This is a genomic window from Phaeobacter sp. JH20_34, from assembly GCF_048056095.1.
GTDB classification, from domain to species: Bacteria; Pseudomonadota; Alphaproteobacteria; order Rhodobacterales; family Rhodobacteraceae; genus Phaeobacter; species Phaeobacter bryozoorum.
This window is the reverse complement of record NZ_JAYMWT010000023.1, coordinates 237,346-251,779: the sequence shown is the minus strand read 5'-3', so window position 1 is coordinate 251,779 and position 14,434 is coordinate 237,346. Positions and strand designations below refer to the sequence as shown.

General features: G+C 55.4%; 14 protein-coding genes. 2 read left to right on the top strand and 12 right to left on the bottom strand.

The window, feature by feature from the left end:
* Window positions 1–66: 66 nt before the first annotated feature.
* Window positions 67–824, top strand: a protein-coding gene (locus VWZ81_RS19135; protein WP_416543063.1) for an IS5 family transposase whose coding sequence is annotated in 2 segments (ribosomal slippage) — window positions 67–388 and window positions 388–824 — 759 coding nt in all. Because the reading frame shifts where the segments join, the coding sequence is not laid out codon by codon here.
* Between the two features lie 83 nt (window positions 825–907).
* Here the strand turns inward: VWZ81_RS19135 and VWZ81_RS19130 are convergent.
* The 9 genes from VWZ81_RS19130 to VWZ81_RS19090 form a co-directional block, all read right to left on the bottom strand.
* Window positions 908–1,324, bottom strand: a complete 417-nt coding sequence (locus tag VWZ81_RS19130; protein WP_416543062.1) for a hypothetical protein — start codon at window positions 1,322–1,324, stop codon at window positions 908–910.
* 414 nt (window positions 1,325–1,738) lie between these two features.
* Entirely contained in the window at window positions 1,739–2,371 is a 633-nt protein-coding gene (locus tag VWZ81_RS19125) for a tyrosine-type recombinase/integrase (protein WP_303571315.1), read from the bottom strand.
* 605 nt (window positions 2,372–2,976) lie between these two features.
* Window positions 2,977–3,837 carry a TauD/TfdA family dioxygenase gene (locus VWZ81_RS19120; RefSeq protein ID WP_416543061.1) on the bottom strand — a complete coding sequence of 287 codons (861 nt, stop codon included), beginning with the start codon at window positions 3,835–3,837 and terminating at the stop codon, window positions 2,977–2,979.
* A gap of 26 nt (window positions 3,838–3,863) precedes the next feature.
* Entirely contained in the window at window positions 3,864–4,655 is a 792-nt protein-coding gene (locus VWZ81_RS19115; protein WP_416543060.1) for an SDR family NAD(P)-dependent oxidoreductase, read from the bottom strand.
* Complete coding sequence (locus VWZ81_RS19110; RefSeq protein WP_416543059.1) at window positions 4,652–6,088, bottom strand: AMP-binding protein; 1,437 nt, start codon at window positions 6,086–6,088, stop codon at window positions 4,652–4,654. The genes VWZ81_RS19115 and VWZ81_RS19110 overlap by 4 nt, the downstream gene beginning before the upstream one ends.
* Window positions 6,088–6,675 carry a thermostable hemolysin gene (locus tag VWZ81_RS19105; RefSeq protein WP_416543058.1) on the bottom strand — a complete coding sequence of 196 codons (588 nt, stop codon included), beginning with the start codon at window positions 6,673–6,675 and terminating at the stop codon, window positions 6,088–6,090. The genes VWZ81_RS19110 and VWZ81_RS19105 overlap by 1 nt, the downstream gene beginning before the upstream one ends.
* A 95-nt stretch (window positions 6,676–6,770) precedes the next feature.
* Window positions 6,771–8,135: a sensor histidine kinase gene (locus tag VWZ81_RS19100; RefSeq protein WP_416543057.1), complete on the bottom strand. Its 1,365-nt coding sequence runs from the start codon at window positions 8,133–8,135 to the stop codon at window positions 6,771–6,773.
* Entirely contained in the window at window positions 8,132–8,809 is a 678-nt protein-coding gene (locus VWZ81_RS19095) for a response regulator transcription factor (RefSeq protein ID WP_416543056.1), read from the bottom strand. Before VWZ81_RS19095 ends, VWZ81_RS19100 begins: the two co-directional genes overlap by 4 nt.
* A 13-nt stretch (window positions 8,810–8,822) precedes the next feature.
* The gene (locus tag VWZ81_RS19090; protein WP_416543055.1) at window positions 8,823–9,416 is read right to left on the bottom strand and encodes a DUF6134 family protein; all 594 of its coding nucleotides are present in this window, start codon (window positions 9,414–9,416) and stop codon (window positions 8,823–8,825) included.
* Between the two features lie 696 nt (window positions 9,417–10,112).
* Between VWZ81_RS19090 and VWZ81_RS19085 the strand changes: the two genes are divergently transcribed.
* Window positions 10,113–10,727 carry a hypothetical protein gene (locus VWZ81_RS19085; protein WP_416543054.1) on the top strand — a complete coding sequence of 205 codons (615 nt, stop codon included), beginning with the start codon at window positions 10,113–10,115 and terminating at the stop codon, window positions 10,725–10,727.
* A gap of 262 nt (window positions 10,728–10,989) precedes the next feature.
* Here the strand turns inward: VWZ81_RS19085 and VWZ81_RS19080 are convergent, their stop codons facing one another.
* From VWZ81_RS19080 to VWZ81_RS19070, 3 genes are all read right to left on the bottom strand, one after another.
* Window positions 10,990–11,622, bottom strand: coding sequence for a DUF3885 domain-containing protein (locus VWZ81_RS19080; protein ID WP_416541147.1), 633 nt, complete (start codon window positions 11,620–11,622; stop codon window positions 10,990–10,992).
* Between the two features lie 506 nt (window positions 11,623–12,128).
* Window positions 12,129–13,274: an AAA family ATPase gene (locus VWZ81_RS19075; RefSeq protein ID WP_416543053.1), complete on the bottom strand. Its 1,146-nt coding sequence runs from the start codon at window positions 13,272–13,274 to the stop codon at window positions 12,129–12,131.
* Window positions 13,267–14,079: an RNA ligase family protein gene (locus tag VWZ81_RS19070; RefSeq protein ID WP_416543052.1), complete on the bottom strand. Its 813-nt coding sequence runs from the start codon at window positions 14,077–14,079 to the stop codon at window positions 13,267–13,269. Before VWZ81_RS19070 ends, VWZ81_RS19075 begins: the two co-directional genes overlap by 8 nt.
* Window positions 14,080–14,434: the final 355 nt, after the last annotated feature.

Genomic DNA, 14,434 nt, shown 5'->3' with positions numbered 1-14,434 from the left:
TAGGGTCAGGACCCATTGATTTCCGGGATGCAGCGTGATTCACGGTTTGAAAAACGAGCGGTGAACATGTCTGATCTCTTCTGGCTGACCGATGCGCAGATGGCGCGTCTTGAGCCCTTCTTCCCCACGTCACACGGCAAACCCCGAGTCGATGATCGGCGTGTGTTGAGTGGGATTATCTTTATCAATCGCAATGGCTTGCGGTGGCGCGACGCACACACGGAATACGGGCCGCACAAGACGCTGTACAACCGTTGGAAGCGGTGGAGCGACAAAGGTATCTTTGCCCGGATGATGGCGGGTCTGGCGGCCGCGCACGGCGAAAAGAATACTGTGATGATCGACGCCACGTACCTGAAGGCACACCGCACAGCGACCAGTCTGGGCGTCAAAAAGGGGGGCGTGGACGCCTGATTGGCCGGACCAAGAGCGGCATGAACACCAAGCTGCACGCCATCTGCGACAGCCAAGGACGCCCGCTGAACTTGTTCGTGACCGCAGGACAGGTCAGCGATTACATCGGTGCCCGTGCATTGATGAGCAGTTTGCCCAAGGTGGACTGGCTACTTGGAGATCGTGGCTATGACGCCGATTGGTTCCGAGAAGCGTTGAAAGACAAAGGGATACGCGCCTGCATCCCTGGCCGGAAACAACGGAAGAAAACCATCAAATACGACAAGCGTCGCTACAAACGGCGCAACCGGATTGAGATCATGTTCGGCAGATTGAAGGATTGGCGGCGGGTGGCAACCCGCTACGATAGATGTCCGAAAGTCTTCCTTTCAGCCATCGCCCTCGCCGCAATCGTCATTTACTGGCTATGAGTCCTGACCCTAAGCGCGCACCCACACTTTCCCCATTCACTTTGGCGAAAGATTGACCCCATCCTAATGTAATATCTGCCATATTACCTCACATATTGAAATATTTCACTATAGTCCGTAGATAGCTGCACTCCAAGTATCTGATGTTCATCATCGACTTTGAGTACTGAAAAGAAAAGGAATACCATTTGGTTGTCACTGCCTAAAAATACTGCAACCAAGGTTTCAAAGTTTTTAGAATATCGTTTTCTAACCATATCCACGCATTTTACGGGCACCCCAATGTATTGAATGAGTTGTACTTTTGTATCGTGCTCTACATTATCGGGTATTGCCTCAGTGGGATCAGATGCAGTGAAAAAGGCATCATATTCTCCTGTGAGAAAACTGGTCTTAAGTTCTCGGAGGGCTTCTACTTTTTCATTGGTGGTACAGTCAGCAAACGCAGGAAAAGTGCTGGAAGCCAATATTACCGCAGCTAGTATGCCTTTACATTTCAATGTAATGCTTCCTTTCGATGATGGTTTTTGACGGTACATGTGCCTAAAATGTACTTCACTGCTTATTTGGGGTTTTCATATACTCAAACGGTCGTTTTTGTCACGCTCAATCTCTGCACGAGTGATCAAGGTGTTAGCCGTTCCAAAAACCTATGACAAAACGTTTGGGGTATAGGAGCGGTTTTTGTCATGATAGGGCATGATCATCGGATATGCTCGCGTTTCAACTACAGACCAAAATCTTGACGCTATGCCCCCGACGCGCTGACGGCGGCGGGGGCATAGCGTCTGTTCTCCGAGAGAATAAGCGGAGCCAAGGCCGAACGTCCACGCTTACTCAACTTTCGGCCTGTGCTTTTTGATGGTGGCTTTCTCAGTCTCGTGCAGGCAGCCTCGCTCAAGATAGTCGCAGGGTCAGATCTCTACCCCTTCCGAGATCGTCAGCGCATCCTCCAGGTCGACCCCAAGGTAGCGCACCGTACTGTCCATCTTTGTGTGGCCAAGCAGCAGCTGAACCGCGCGCAAGTTTCCGGTCTTGCGATAGATTTGCGCCACCTTGGTGCGCCGCATCGAATGGGTGCCATAGGCGCTTGGTTCAAGACCGATTGAAGCAACCCATTCATGGACCAGCCGCGCGTATTGGCGCGTGCCAATGTGAGGCCGGTCATGAAGGCGCCCAGGCCAAAGGAACTCGGCGCGCCATTTGTCCAGCGCATCGAGCCATGCTTTAAGCGAAGCCCGCGTGCCTTCAGTGATCTCAAACCGCACGGGCTGATTGGTTTTGCTTTGCAGGATTGAGGCGCGCTCCTTCACCTGTCCGGCAGAATAGACATCGGCAACGCGCAGGCGCACCAGGTCGCAACCCCTCAGTTTGCTGTCGATGGCTATATTAAAGAGCGCGAGGTCGCGCAGCTTGCCCGCAAGTTCCAGACGCACCCGGATGGCCCAGACATGTTTGGGCAGCAACGGGCGCTTCTGACCGATGATGCGGCCTTTGTTCCAAGGGATGCGTTTCGCACGGATGGCCGGAAGATTGAGATGTGACATGACGTGTCCTCCAAACCGCCACACCCGCCACATCTTCGGCATTCTGCCGATGTAATAACGTACCAGAAGGTGCCATTAGTGCGCCCACTTCTTCTGAAATCCTTGACGAGCTGAATGTCTGCTTTTCGTTTTGGGTGTCTCACGACTGAGCCAATGAGGAGAAATTTAGCAAAGTCGGCTCTCTGCGCTTCGCTGACCTTGGTGCGGGGCAGCATCGTCCTAGTCAGCTGAGCAAGACCTGAAGGTCCGCTGTTGGGAGATCTGACGGGATCCTTCCCACCTGCAGCGGGGGCATCGCTGCGCCTTGATCGAATGTCGAAATTGGGCTGCCTGTTGTCTTCGGATACCTGGACCGCTTGGCGATCTTGCTGCAGACCGCCTGCCGCACCGCCGCAGGTCAGCTCTGAGCCCAAAGTACCGCATGCTGCGAAGTGGAGGAATGCCTGCAAAGCGCATGACCGAGACATCGGTAGTATTTCGTATTGCAAAATTTCAGTGAACAGAAACCGGCCTCCACACAGCTGAAACCGCTCGCGCAGCTTTGGGCGAACCGGCAATGGAAACGACCCAAAACTATCAACAAACTGTACGCTTTTAAGAACCCGTCAAAGCCTTCCCATGCCAATGAACAATTGGCGATCCTGGTCCTTGATGGCGCGGCGCCCGTGCATAACGCGGGTGTTGTCAATGACGGCGACATCTCCGTCCTGCCAATTGATCTCCACCGTGCAAGTCTCGGCAATGTCGCGGAGCGTTTCGACTTCATCAGACGAAACCGTGCTGCCATCTTCGAGGGTGTAGACCGGTGGCTCGTAGTTATGCGACGGCCCAAGAATAGCATTCGCAAAGGCCTGCCCCCCGGAGACCGAGGACGCGCGGACGGGCGATACTTTGATGCGGTATTCAAGCGATCCGTCATCATTCAAGGTGAAGTCCTGATCCGGTATGGCTGCCTTGAATTGCAGGATATGCTCATGTGTGACTTCTTCTGGTTCACTGATGGCCGGGTGTTCATTGGCAAGGTAGCGTTTCCACAAAGCCTCGGGCAACGTACGGGTGACCGTCATGCGCTGAGACCAACGCGTCTTCTGCTCTTCTGAGAAAGCGTCGAACACGCGGCGGCCGTCGCAGATCGTGGTTTGGGATCCTTCAAACGCGGCTTTGGTGCTGTAAAAGGCCACAATATCGGGGCAGACCGGCGTGTTACCGTTTTCGATGTGCAGTCCAATCGGCCCCAGCCCTGCATCAACCTTTTGGGTGTTCTTGTCGGTATTTTCGCGGGCTGGGTCGAAGGTGATTGATTTGCACAGCTTCTGGGTGATCTCGCTGAACGTGGGCATGTTCATCTCAAAGCCGCGCAGCAGCGTCCAGCCATCAGAAGCGAGGTGGCTGTTGATTTCTTCCAGAATTGCCGGAGTGACAGATGTCGTTCCCGCCTCAGTCGCGCGGATAACATTATAGCTCATGGGAAGTGTCCTGTAGATTTTGATAGTTATGAAGAAGCCAGCGGCTTGAGAACCGCGAGCGTTTCGGGATTGCGTGCCTGAGCGCCCACCGATTTATCAACCAGCGACGGAAACAAGCGTTGGACTTTGACAAAGAAGCGTTCAGGGCCTTTGGGGAAACTCTCGCGCTTGCCTTTCAGGATGGCTTTCCACGCCTGCGTTGCGACCGCCTCGGCTGTATCCAGCGTCATGTCCATCGGCCCAACCAAAGCTCCAAAGGTGCTTTCGGCGGGAGTGCGGGTTGCGCGTGGCGCGATATATGTCACGCCAACGCTTGCGCCCGACAATTCGCGTCGCAGCGCATCCGAGAACCCGCGCAACCCGAATTTGGTAGCAGAGTATCCGGCGAAGAAAGGGTAGGCGATATCTCCAAAGACCGACCCGATATTGGCAATGCGCCCTTTTGAGCGGCGCAAAGCTGGCAGCAGATCACGTGTCAGCGCCATGGGAGCAACCAGATTGGTCGTCGTCATCTGCTCAAGATCTGTATCGGACATGTCGCTGATATGCCCCACGCTGATCACGCCCGCGTTGTTGATGAGAATGTCCAGCGTCTCGCCCACGGTTTCCACAATCGCCGCGCGCCCGTCCGCCGTGGTGACGTCTGCCACGATACAGCGCACGTCGGTGCTGTTGCACTCCGATTTGGTCTGCTCAAGCGTGGCCTGCGTGCGCCCTGCAAGGATCAGGGTGAACCCTTTAGATGCAGCCTCCACCGCTAGGGCGCGACCGATGCCGCTCCCGGCGCCCGTGATGAGAACGGTTTTTAAGTGTGTCATGATGCAATCCTTTTTGCAGGAGCTGCCAACGGGACGGCAGGCCGGGAATTGATGATTTCCGCAGCAATGGTGCGGTTGGGGGTTCCGACCGGGAAAAGCAGCCCCGGCTCTGACGGATCGGTTAGGATGACGTCATTGGGGTAAGCATAGGACGGCAGGTCTGTGAGGTGGCTTTCGATCTGGGCGAGCTCAACAGGAGTGGCTGCCACCACGATCAGCACCAACGCGCCATCAGATTGGCGCAACCCAAGCGCGGAGCTTACGATGTACGGGTCCGCGTTGACACGCTGTTCAACCCATTCAGGCGAGATATTGCGCCCTGCACCGGTCACCAACAGCGCATCCTTGCGCCCGTCAATGACCAGCCGGTCATTGTCAAAATGCCCCATATCCCCGGTGCGCCAGACATCCGGCGCGCCCGCGTCATTCAGATAACCGGACATGACCGTGGGGCCAGACACAACAATTTCGCCAGCGTCCAGAGTGACCTGCACCCCTTCCAGCACTGGCCCGACCGTTCCGGGGCAATTGTCGCCCGGCCGGTTCATCGCCACGACAGCGCAACATTCCGATAACCCGTAGCCTTCATAAATCGGGATGCCTGCGGCAATGGCTTTGTAGATCAATGATGGTGCGCTGGACGCCCCTCCGACCGCAACAAAACGCAGGCTGTCCGGGGCGCGTCGCCGGCCTAATGCGGCGACCCACCGGCTTAGAATGGCTGGGGCCAAGAGGCTGGTTGTGGGACGGACATGCTCGAAAGCTTCCACCAAAGGATCAATCGGGGCACCAAAGAGCGCCTTGGTTGCCTCGAACCGGAACACGGTTTTTGCACCGGCCACGATGGGGAGAAAGATACCGCAGATTTGCTCCAGCAGCTGGGCCAGCGGCAGAACAGAGAAATGCGTATCCGCGGCATCCGCTTTGATGACATTGCTCAGCGCCGTTATGGAGGCGTTCAGCTGGCGATCTCCAAGGACGACCCCCTTGGGTGTTCCAGAAGAGCCGGAGGTGTAAATGATCCGCTCAGCGCCACCGACATAAGGGCGCAGAGCGATCCTTTTTGACGGGATCATCGCAGCACTCACCATCTTGAGATGTGGCAGCGCGGCGAACAGTTCGGGGGCGTTTGTGATGACTGCACTAACCTTGGCATCCATCAACACATGTGCATTTTGGGTGGTGCTGAAAAAGAACGGCAAAGGAACCTGTCGCTTGGCACAAAGCGTCAGCGCCAGATCGGCCACGACATAGTCAATACCGCCTGCCAAGCCTACAGCCACGACACCGTCGACACTGTCGAGTTCACGGGCCAGATGTTCGACACGTGCGGCGAGGTCTTGCCAGCTGATATGGCCCGCGTCGTCTTCGAAGGCGATGTCAGTCGGGCGCGTGGTCGCGTGGTGACGCAGTGCATCAAAGACTTGTTTCATTACGAGGCCTCCGCCGCGATCTGCGCGGCACGGGCACGCGGAGACAAGATCACGGGCCGGGCCAACACTTCGCTGAAGGCGCACACCCTTGGGTCCGTTTGGTAATAGCTTCCCCAATCTTGTGGGTTTGCTACCTGGGAGGCCTGTGCGGACGCCAGTTCCGTATATCTAAGCCCGGTTCTGCGCAGCAGTCGGCGCAGCGGGGAGGTTGCCGTAAACACGCCGCAGGTCATGCCATTCTCGCGGCCCCACTCAATCATTCGGTCCAACATCGGCAAAACCGGAAACGGTGTCGTGGAAGCAAGCGAGACGACTTCCATGATCTGCTCTGGGGGTACATCTATACGGGCGATCCCGTGCAAGGCCGTTGAAAAATCGGAATGCAAATAGGCATCTGAGAAGAAGCCGTCACGCGCGGTCCGAATACCGGCCGCACACAGAATTTCACCGTCAAGGCGCTGAGCAACAACCAGGAGGGGGGCAAACTCGGCGATTTTGGCGCGGTAGGTGTTCCAGTAAACATCCTTAATATGGTTTTCAGCCGCTATGCGCCCGGCGCATGCTTCGCTCAAAAAATCGATTCTCATACTCAACCTCAACTTGCTTTCTTCTGGCCTGTTGAGGTGTCATCGCGTGTCTGACTTACATCAGACTTACAGCATCAAAAAAATTAAGCCGTTTTCTAAGAGCCGCCCTTGGCAACGAAGGAGAAAACGCTGCCGCCACCGTTGCGGTCTTCAATTGAGACAGAGGCGTTATGGCAATCGGCTACAGATTTCACGATGGCCAGGCCGATCCCCGATCCGGTGCCATTCGAATGGGCTTGTGTCCCTCGGTTAAACCGTTCGAAGAGGGCTGATTTCAATGTGTCCGGCACCCCCGGCCCACGGTCAAGCACCCGCCAACCGGCCGGGTTGGACAAGACTTCAATCTCGACCTCGCTGTGTTCAGATGTGTAGTGCAAGGCGTTGCGAATAAGGTTGCTGAGCGCGATACTCAGAAGCCCGGCATTGCCGTTCATCTTGGCGGTTGTGTCACCGCTCACCGAGAGGCTGCGACCGCTGCGCACGGCCTCGCTGGCAAATGTGGTTGCGGTTTCAGTGGCCAAGGCGTGCAAATCCACGGGTTCAAAAACCGTTACCGACGCCGCTTCGGACCGCGCCAGATCAATTAGCTGACTGAATATTCTGTCCAGCTGATCTGCGTCTTGTGACAAGGTTTGTTTGAGGTCCGGATTCTCAATTCTTTCAATGCTGGACTTCAGAACAGCAATGGGGGTGCGGATTTCATGCGCCACATTTGATGAGAAATCCCGCTGTGCTTTGTAGCCTTGTTCGAGACGATTAAACGCGTCGTTGACATCCTCGATCAGCGGGACAAATTCGGTTGGCACGGCGTCGGATTCAAGCCTGCGGCTGGCGGCAAGGGGGCCGATTTTGCGGGCTTGCTCGGATAATGCACGCATTGGCGCAAGCGAACGGCGTGTTGCAAACAGCGCTGCGCCAATCACCATCACAATGCCCAGAAGCGCCCACCAGATTTCTTCCTCGACTTCGTGCAGAAGTTTGGACAGCTGTGTCTCGTTATTCCACTTGGGGTATGTCGAAACCAAGACATATATGTCCTGCCCCATGATCATCACCCGCAAGCCAAGGCCAAGCCGGTCACCTGGCAAGGCAATGGCCCCGGGAGAGCCCAGCTCTAACTCCGCAAGCTGCTGCCAGATGCGATCCGATGTTTCACTGCCCGCAACAACGCGGCCATCCTGCGCAAAGACGGTATACCGAAAATTGCCCTCGCTCCCCTTGAATCGCAGCGCGTCACCATCCAGACCAAAACCAGCAAGAGCTGGATCAATCTGCCCGATCACCTCCTTGGCTTCGTCGACCATCGCATCTTCAAGGTTTTCTTCCAGGTGTTCTTTGAACTCGCTGATCAAAACCAAACCGGCAAGCACCATGCAAAGGCTCAACGCCGCGATGATATTGAGCAACAGCCCTCGTTCCAGAGAGCGCTTGGCGCCAAACAAGAATGTCCAAACGCTCAAGATTCACGTTCCTTGAGAATGTAACCGATGCCGCGCAGATTGTGGATTTCGATGGACGCTCCCTTTTCGGCCAGCTTTTTGCGAACCCGGTGAGTCAGAACCTCGATCGCATTCGGTGTCGCCGCATCATCAAAGCCGTAGAGCGCGTTTTCAATTGCGCCTTTTGTGATGACCCTTTCAGACCGGCGCAAGAACAGCTCCAGCAGGGCAAGTTCACGTTTGGAAAAGGCGCACGCCATGCCGTTGATCGCCAGTGACCGATCTGCCGTCTCGAAGGTCACATTTCCATAGGACAGTGTCATTCCCAAGGCCCCACCCGGACGCCGCAAAACGGCATTTGTGCGCGCAACAAGCTCTGCCACTGCGAAAGGTTTGATAAGGTAGTCATCGGAGCCCGTGTTCAGCCCCTTGATCCTATCCTCCAGCGCGTCGCGGGCCGTACAAATAATCACAGGCGTTTGTGGATTGATCTCTTTGATGAGTGGCAGCAGCTCCAAACCATCGCTGTCGGGCAACCCCAGGTCGAGAATGACCGTGTCGTATTGAAAACTCTTGGCTGAATGCAAAGCATCGGCTGCTGTATGAACCACATCCACCACAAAGCCTGCATCACGCAAACTGGCGCTCGTATTGAGCGCCAGCTTCTCGTTGTCTTCTATATAAAGAAGCCGCATTCGGCAAATTACCCTATTTCCGAATATACATCACGGTTGACCCATCATCCGCCTTGAACGCGACCTGTGCAAGGTTACCGTCCGCGTCATACCAAAGGTCACGCGCCAGATCACCTGACATCCGGTAATGATGTACCGCGACCGCGCCACGCTTGGTCATTACAGTTTCATTGCCCAGATCAGCAACGCGCACTTTCATTATCTTGCCATCAATGGTGTTCATCAACTGTTGACTGCGCACAATGTCGTCATTCCAAAGGCTGGCTGGCAAGGTGCCGTTGTTTGCGGATTTAAGCTGGTGCGGTTCACCATCGTCATTCGTTTTCGAGCTGATATTTTGCAGCTTGCCGCCTTTCCACTGCTCCACACTTGCATGTTGGAAGCTGTAGGCGGTGGTGCGGATCAATGGAATTTTTACAGCAATGTCAGTTGCGACCGTGACAGTGAAAGAATTGCCCGCGCCGGAAAAGCTATAGGTGTGATCCCCGATATCCTTACCTTTGCGGACAACGTCGAAACTCAGCTTCCCATCTGACGGGATTGAAAGGGCGTTGACAGGGGCGGCCAAAGCGACAGCAAGTCCGACAACCCAACCAAAAATGCGCATGGTAAACTCCATTCTAATTGCGATTTAGGCTTTCATGACGGGCGACGCTTACAAGACACTTACAACCTGACAGCTTTCTTTCTAGGCGGTCATTTGACTTCGCTGCATTTTTCCAGGGAGTGCACAAAGCGGGCGACAGCCGACATTCGAGCCACCACAGCGAAAGCTCACTTCGTCCCGCACTGTGTGAGTTCACCGGTTCCAAAACCTCGCAGTCGCAGCGGACGGCAGAAACGGCGGGCTGCGCCGCAGCATAAACCCCCGGCCAGTTGCTTCAAACGGCTGAGTTTGCAAAGTCAGCTATCTGCGCTTCGCTGCCCCTGGTTCACCCCGCAGCATCACATGAGGTAGCTGGGCCCTGCCGAAGGTCCGTTTTCGGGAAAATCACCATGGAATTTTGCACCGACAGCATCTTTGGCACTCGCCACCATGTCTATGTCTGCTCCGGGCTGCGAGTGGTCCAGCGCGCTTGCAGCATCCAGGGTGGGTAGAGGTGGCGGCAATGGGCTCAAACCACCTGGCTGTACCCCTTGCTGCGGAAGGCAGGGTCCGAGCCCAACCTTTTCCGCTGGCAATCGGTACTGAAGGGGTTAATTTTCTTGCCCCCAATCATATCTTGACCTGATGAGATCCAGCTTACTTGCAATCATATTGTTTCTTGCTCCGGTGCAAGGTTATGCTCAGAGCGAATGCGTAATGCAGACGTGGGGAACAGGTTTCGCAACCTATCAACATGAAACTAAAACAATAGCTTACAAACTTAGTTCGGAAGGCTCCCACTGGAGCATGCAAGGGTATGGATACCATGCAAACGGAGCCCTGGTCTGTGAATACTGCAGTGGCAGTAATCGTGACGCGTCTTGGGGGCTAGTACATTTCAATGATACCTGGTCCCATCGAGCCGGCACCCCCGGACGCTCAGATTTCCTTCCCCTTAATGAGGAGACTGAGGAGTCCGGCGAAAACGACCAGATAGACGAAGCCTGGATCAAAAATGCGAGTGCCAGAGCGCAGCGCAGATTCGAACGTTTGTACTACCCATGGATTACCCTTCAGGGGGCTGACTTAACGGCAATACACTTGAGTGACAGTGCTCACATCGGTGATTTCAAGGGATACGTTGTCATCTTCGCAATATCTCACCCATCTTCCAAGGGAATACCCGCAGCTGTCGACGGGCTTATCGCATTCGAACTAACTGACGGTTGTGCTTATTTCTCCGGAACAGTTGCTCTGCCGCTTGAAGCCGCAGACCAGCAACTGAAGCAACTTCTGGCCTCAGTACATATTGGTCGCGTTCAGCTGCGTTGATGAGGCAACTGGATTGGCTGTTTTGCCCCGACTGCAGTTATTCGTTAGTAGTATGTGAATGACGGCTTTACGCAGTTCACGGCTCGCTGCACGCGCGAGAAGCCGCAAGCCGACCAATGACTGGTGAGGGCTCGGAGCCGCCTTACGGCGGTGCGGCGACAGGATTGCAGCGAAACTTCACCAGGACGATTCTACCAGACGACGCCAGGCAGCCCAAAGTTCCGAATGCTGCGATCTATTCATAAGGACCGCTTTAGCGGCTTCAGCCTTCGAATACAGCTTTCATCCTTGAAGCGTCATGCTCAAGAAGCCATGATTTATGATCGTCATACAGGTGAGCCAAATTTTCCTTGTCCATCGATACAACGTCCATTCCTCGGTCATCATAGGGATGGAGCGCGATGCTCTTTTCAAAATCAACGATATATGTGTCAGCATGCACCGTTGGTTTTATGCCGAGTTCTGAGCCCAGAGTAAGCCAAAGAACTTCCCGAAGTTGCTCTTTATCAACAAGTTTAGCTACATCCCAATGGCGAAACAGATCTGAACCAGGCGCATCGACGTGATCGCTATCCTTCTGCGGGGTGGCACCAAGATATTCAAATGATGACTTGGTAAGGCCACATAACTTGTAGGGTTTTAGTCTTCTTTTTGCTGGACGTTCAGTTCCATATGTAGACGACAGCAGCCACAGCGACGATGATTTGTTGAACAAGCTTGAGGAAACTGCATCAGCTCGTGAAAATGCTTGTGCGAAGCGCTTCAGAGGTCGGGAAGTAGGACTTCCCTCGCCGCCAAGTTCAAATCGGAGCCCTATGTCGAACTTGTAGAACATCCCATGTGGAAATTCTGCAAGGGTGAAATCACTCTCAAATCGTTGAATAAATTCTTCCATGGGGATCGGTTAAGGTGATCGACAACCATAATCAATAGTTCGCGCACCCATTCCAAAGCAGACTTTGGATTTTTAGGTGCCAAAGGCTGCTTCGTCCGGCATCCCGTCCGTTCGATGATAGTAGGTAGCTGCACCTGCGGCGAAGGTCCGCTCCATTCCATTGCTCGTGCAGCATAGGACCGCCGCCCGGCTGGCAGATCCCAAGACTTTGCAAAGGTCGCTATCTGCGCATCTCTAACCTTCGAGCGGGGTGCAGCATCGTCCTGGCCAGCTGAGCTAGCCTGAAGGTCCGCTCTCGGGAAGTCTGGCGGGATCCTTCGCGTCTGCAGCGAGGGCGTCGCAGGCCTCGTGCGAATGTCCGAATTGGGCTGCCTGGCGTCGTCTGGTAGAAGCGTCCTGGTGAAGTTTCGCTGCAACCCTGCCGCCGCATTGCCGCAAGTCGGTAGTGAGCCCAAACCTACCGGATGCCGCGTTACGCCTGAATGTCCGCATTTCGCGTGGTGTTGCTACTCTATCCTAACCTCATGTGCTTCCCACAGCTGCGGCGGTTCCAGCTTTTTTGACAGGTGCGCAATGACCGCATCGGGCACGGCATCTGGTCGATCCCGGTTCTGACGGCGCAGTTGGTCTGGGCCCGGTTCGAGATAGACGATCTCGATCCGGGCACCATAGTCACGCAAAAGCCGCAGAACACGGGACCGGTTTTGACGCGTCACATTGGTTGCGTTCCACACAAAATCGCGCCCGGCCCGCAGATGCTCTCTTGCCCGCTCATGTGCCGCCTGGATGACCTGGCCCTGATTGTCGGTCGGTGAAACGCTCAGTTCGTCGCGTATCGCATCAAGGCTGACAACGGGATGCTCCGGTCGGTTTTTGCCAATCCAGGTGTCTTTTCCCGCGCCCGGCAGGCCCGACATCACTGTGACGGTGCACGGGAACGCTTCATGCGCCGCGTAATGCGGATCTCGGTCCTCTAGTTCGAAAAAGGCGACCCGACTTTCATCATTCGCAAAGGCGAACGGATGTTCCCAAGAGTTGACCTCACGGAACATTAATTCCGCAAGGCTGACACTCTCCACGATGCCTTGCCGGTCCTCACATATCCGACCCAACGCATCAGCCTTGGCATGAAGGCACAGATGATCTGGCCTGCACCGCCAAGATGTTTCAATGGCCATGCGTCCGGGATCTGCCCGTTCGATCAGCCAGAACGGCAGTTGGTGGTGGGCAATGATCCCGCACAAGGCTTCTCTCCAGGCAAACGGAGACCCAGCGGTCCACAGCAATTCCCGCGCGATGGACGCCCCAATCCGGGAATGCCCCCGGGACGAGATGCGTCCTTGATCCTCATGTTTTGTAACGGCGGGCTTGCCGACATCATGCAAAACCGCAGCCCAGAACAGGTTGGCCCGGTCGACATCTGGAAGACCTTGCCAGTCAAGGTCCACGACCAAGGCTTCGACCACCATACGCGTGTGGGTGCCGACATCACCTTCGGCATGATGGATCGGGTCCTGTGGACAGGTGTCGAGAGTGGCAAGCACTGGCCACAGCGCCCAAATCTCATCCCAGTTCACGGTCCAGGCTGGACCGGTTGGGACCAAGTCCAACAGGTGATTATGTGTGAGGGCGTAGGTATTGGGTTTAGGCATCGTAGGCCCCCTCCACGCCCAGCGTCGGCGCGAAGATATCGACGCCATCAGCCAGACCGTTCGGCAAGATCGGACGGTCGTGCCAATGCCCCTCAGCCGCCGCGATCGCCTGCAAGAAATCCGCACGGACGAACTTGAACCGGCCCTCCACGTGGTCTGCACTTTCTTGTTTCAGGTACAGCCCTTCGGCCAGATCACTGTCCTCCGTCTGCTGGTCCACCATATCGGGACGGCTGCCAGACCGTGCCGCGGCGATCACCAAGGCGTCACGCCACGCGTCTGACTTGTAAGGCGATGGCCGGGTCAGACGGATAAGTTGGTCAACGGACTTGATTTCACCCGTATGCACGACTGGCACCGGCATGATCGGCAATCCCGTCAGCAAAGCCCGACGCGCCGCCGTGCTTAGGAACCGGCCTGTATCCCGGTCCAGCACATCGAACTCCATGAAGTAATGCGGCAACCGATCATAGAACACGGTATGCTTGGCATACATCCACTCGCCATACATGATGAAACGATAGCCCAGCACAGGGTGCAGGACATGGGCGTGGGCCGCAGCCCATGTCTTGAGCAAGGCGAAGTGGCGTTCGCGGCCGCCACCGGTCAGATAATGGCCCCGGCTTTGCAGAAGCAGATTCCCATCCGCATCAAATGACACTGCGGAATTGGCCCCGTCGAGCTTTTCTTCAACGATCAGGGCTTGGCCTGAAAGTTCCTGGATTGGTTTGTCATCCGCCAAATCGCCCACCTGAAGGCGCGAGCCTTCAATGTGCCGCGTTCGCGGGTATTTCTGGATATTCATAACAGTCTCACGATGTATCGATTGGTCGCACAAAAACACCTGGCAGGATGAACCAGGGTGTTATTTTAAGTATGTGCGCTGCGATTACATCGGACTTCCGTGGGGTTCGGGGTTAAGACAGGCTGCTTCGATAACGCTGAATACCACAAATTTCAACTGCGGACATTCAAAGTCGCTAATGAGTTGTCTGCTTTGTCCGCATCCCTTCCGCTCGATGATGGTTGGTGGCTGCACCTGCAGCGAAGGTCTGCTCCTTTCATTGCTCGTGCAGCATGGGATCGCCGTCCGACTGCCAGCCCCCGAGACTTTGCAAAGGTCACTATCTGCGCAAAGGTGCCGTTAGCTGTGTGCTATC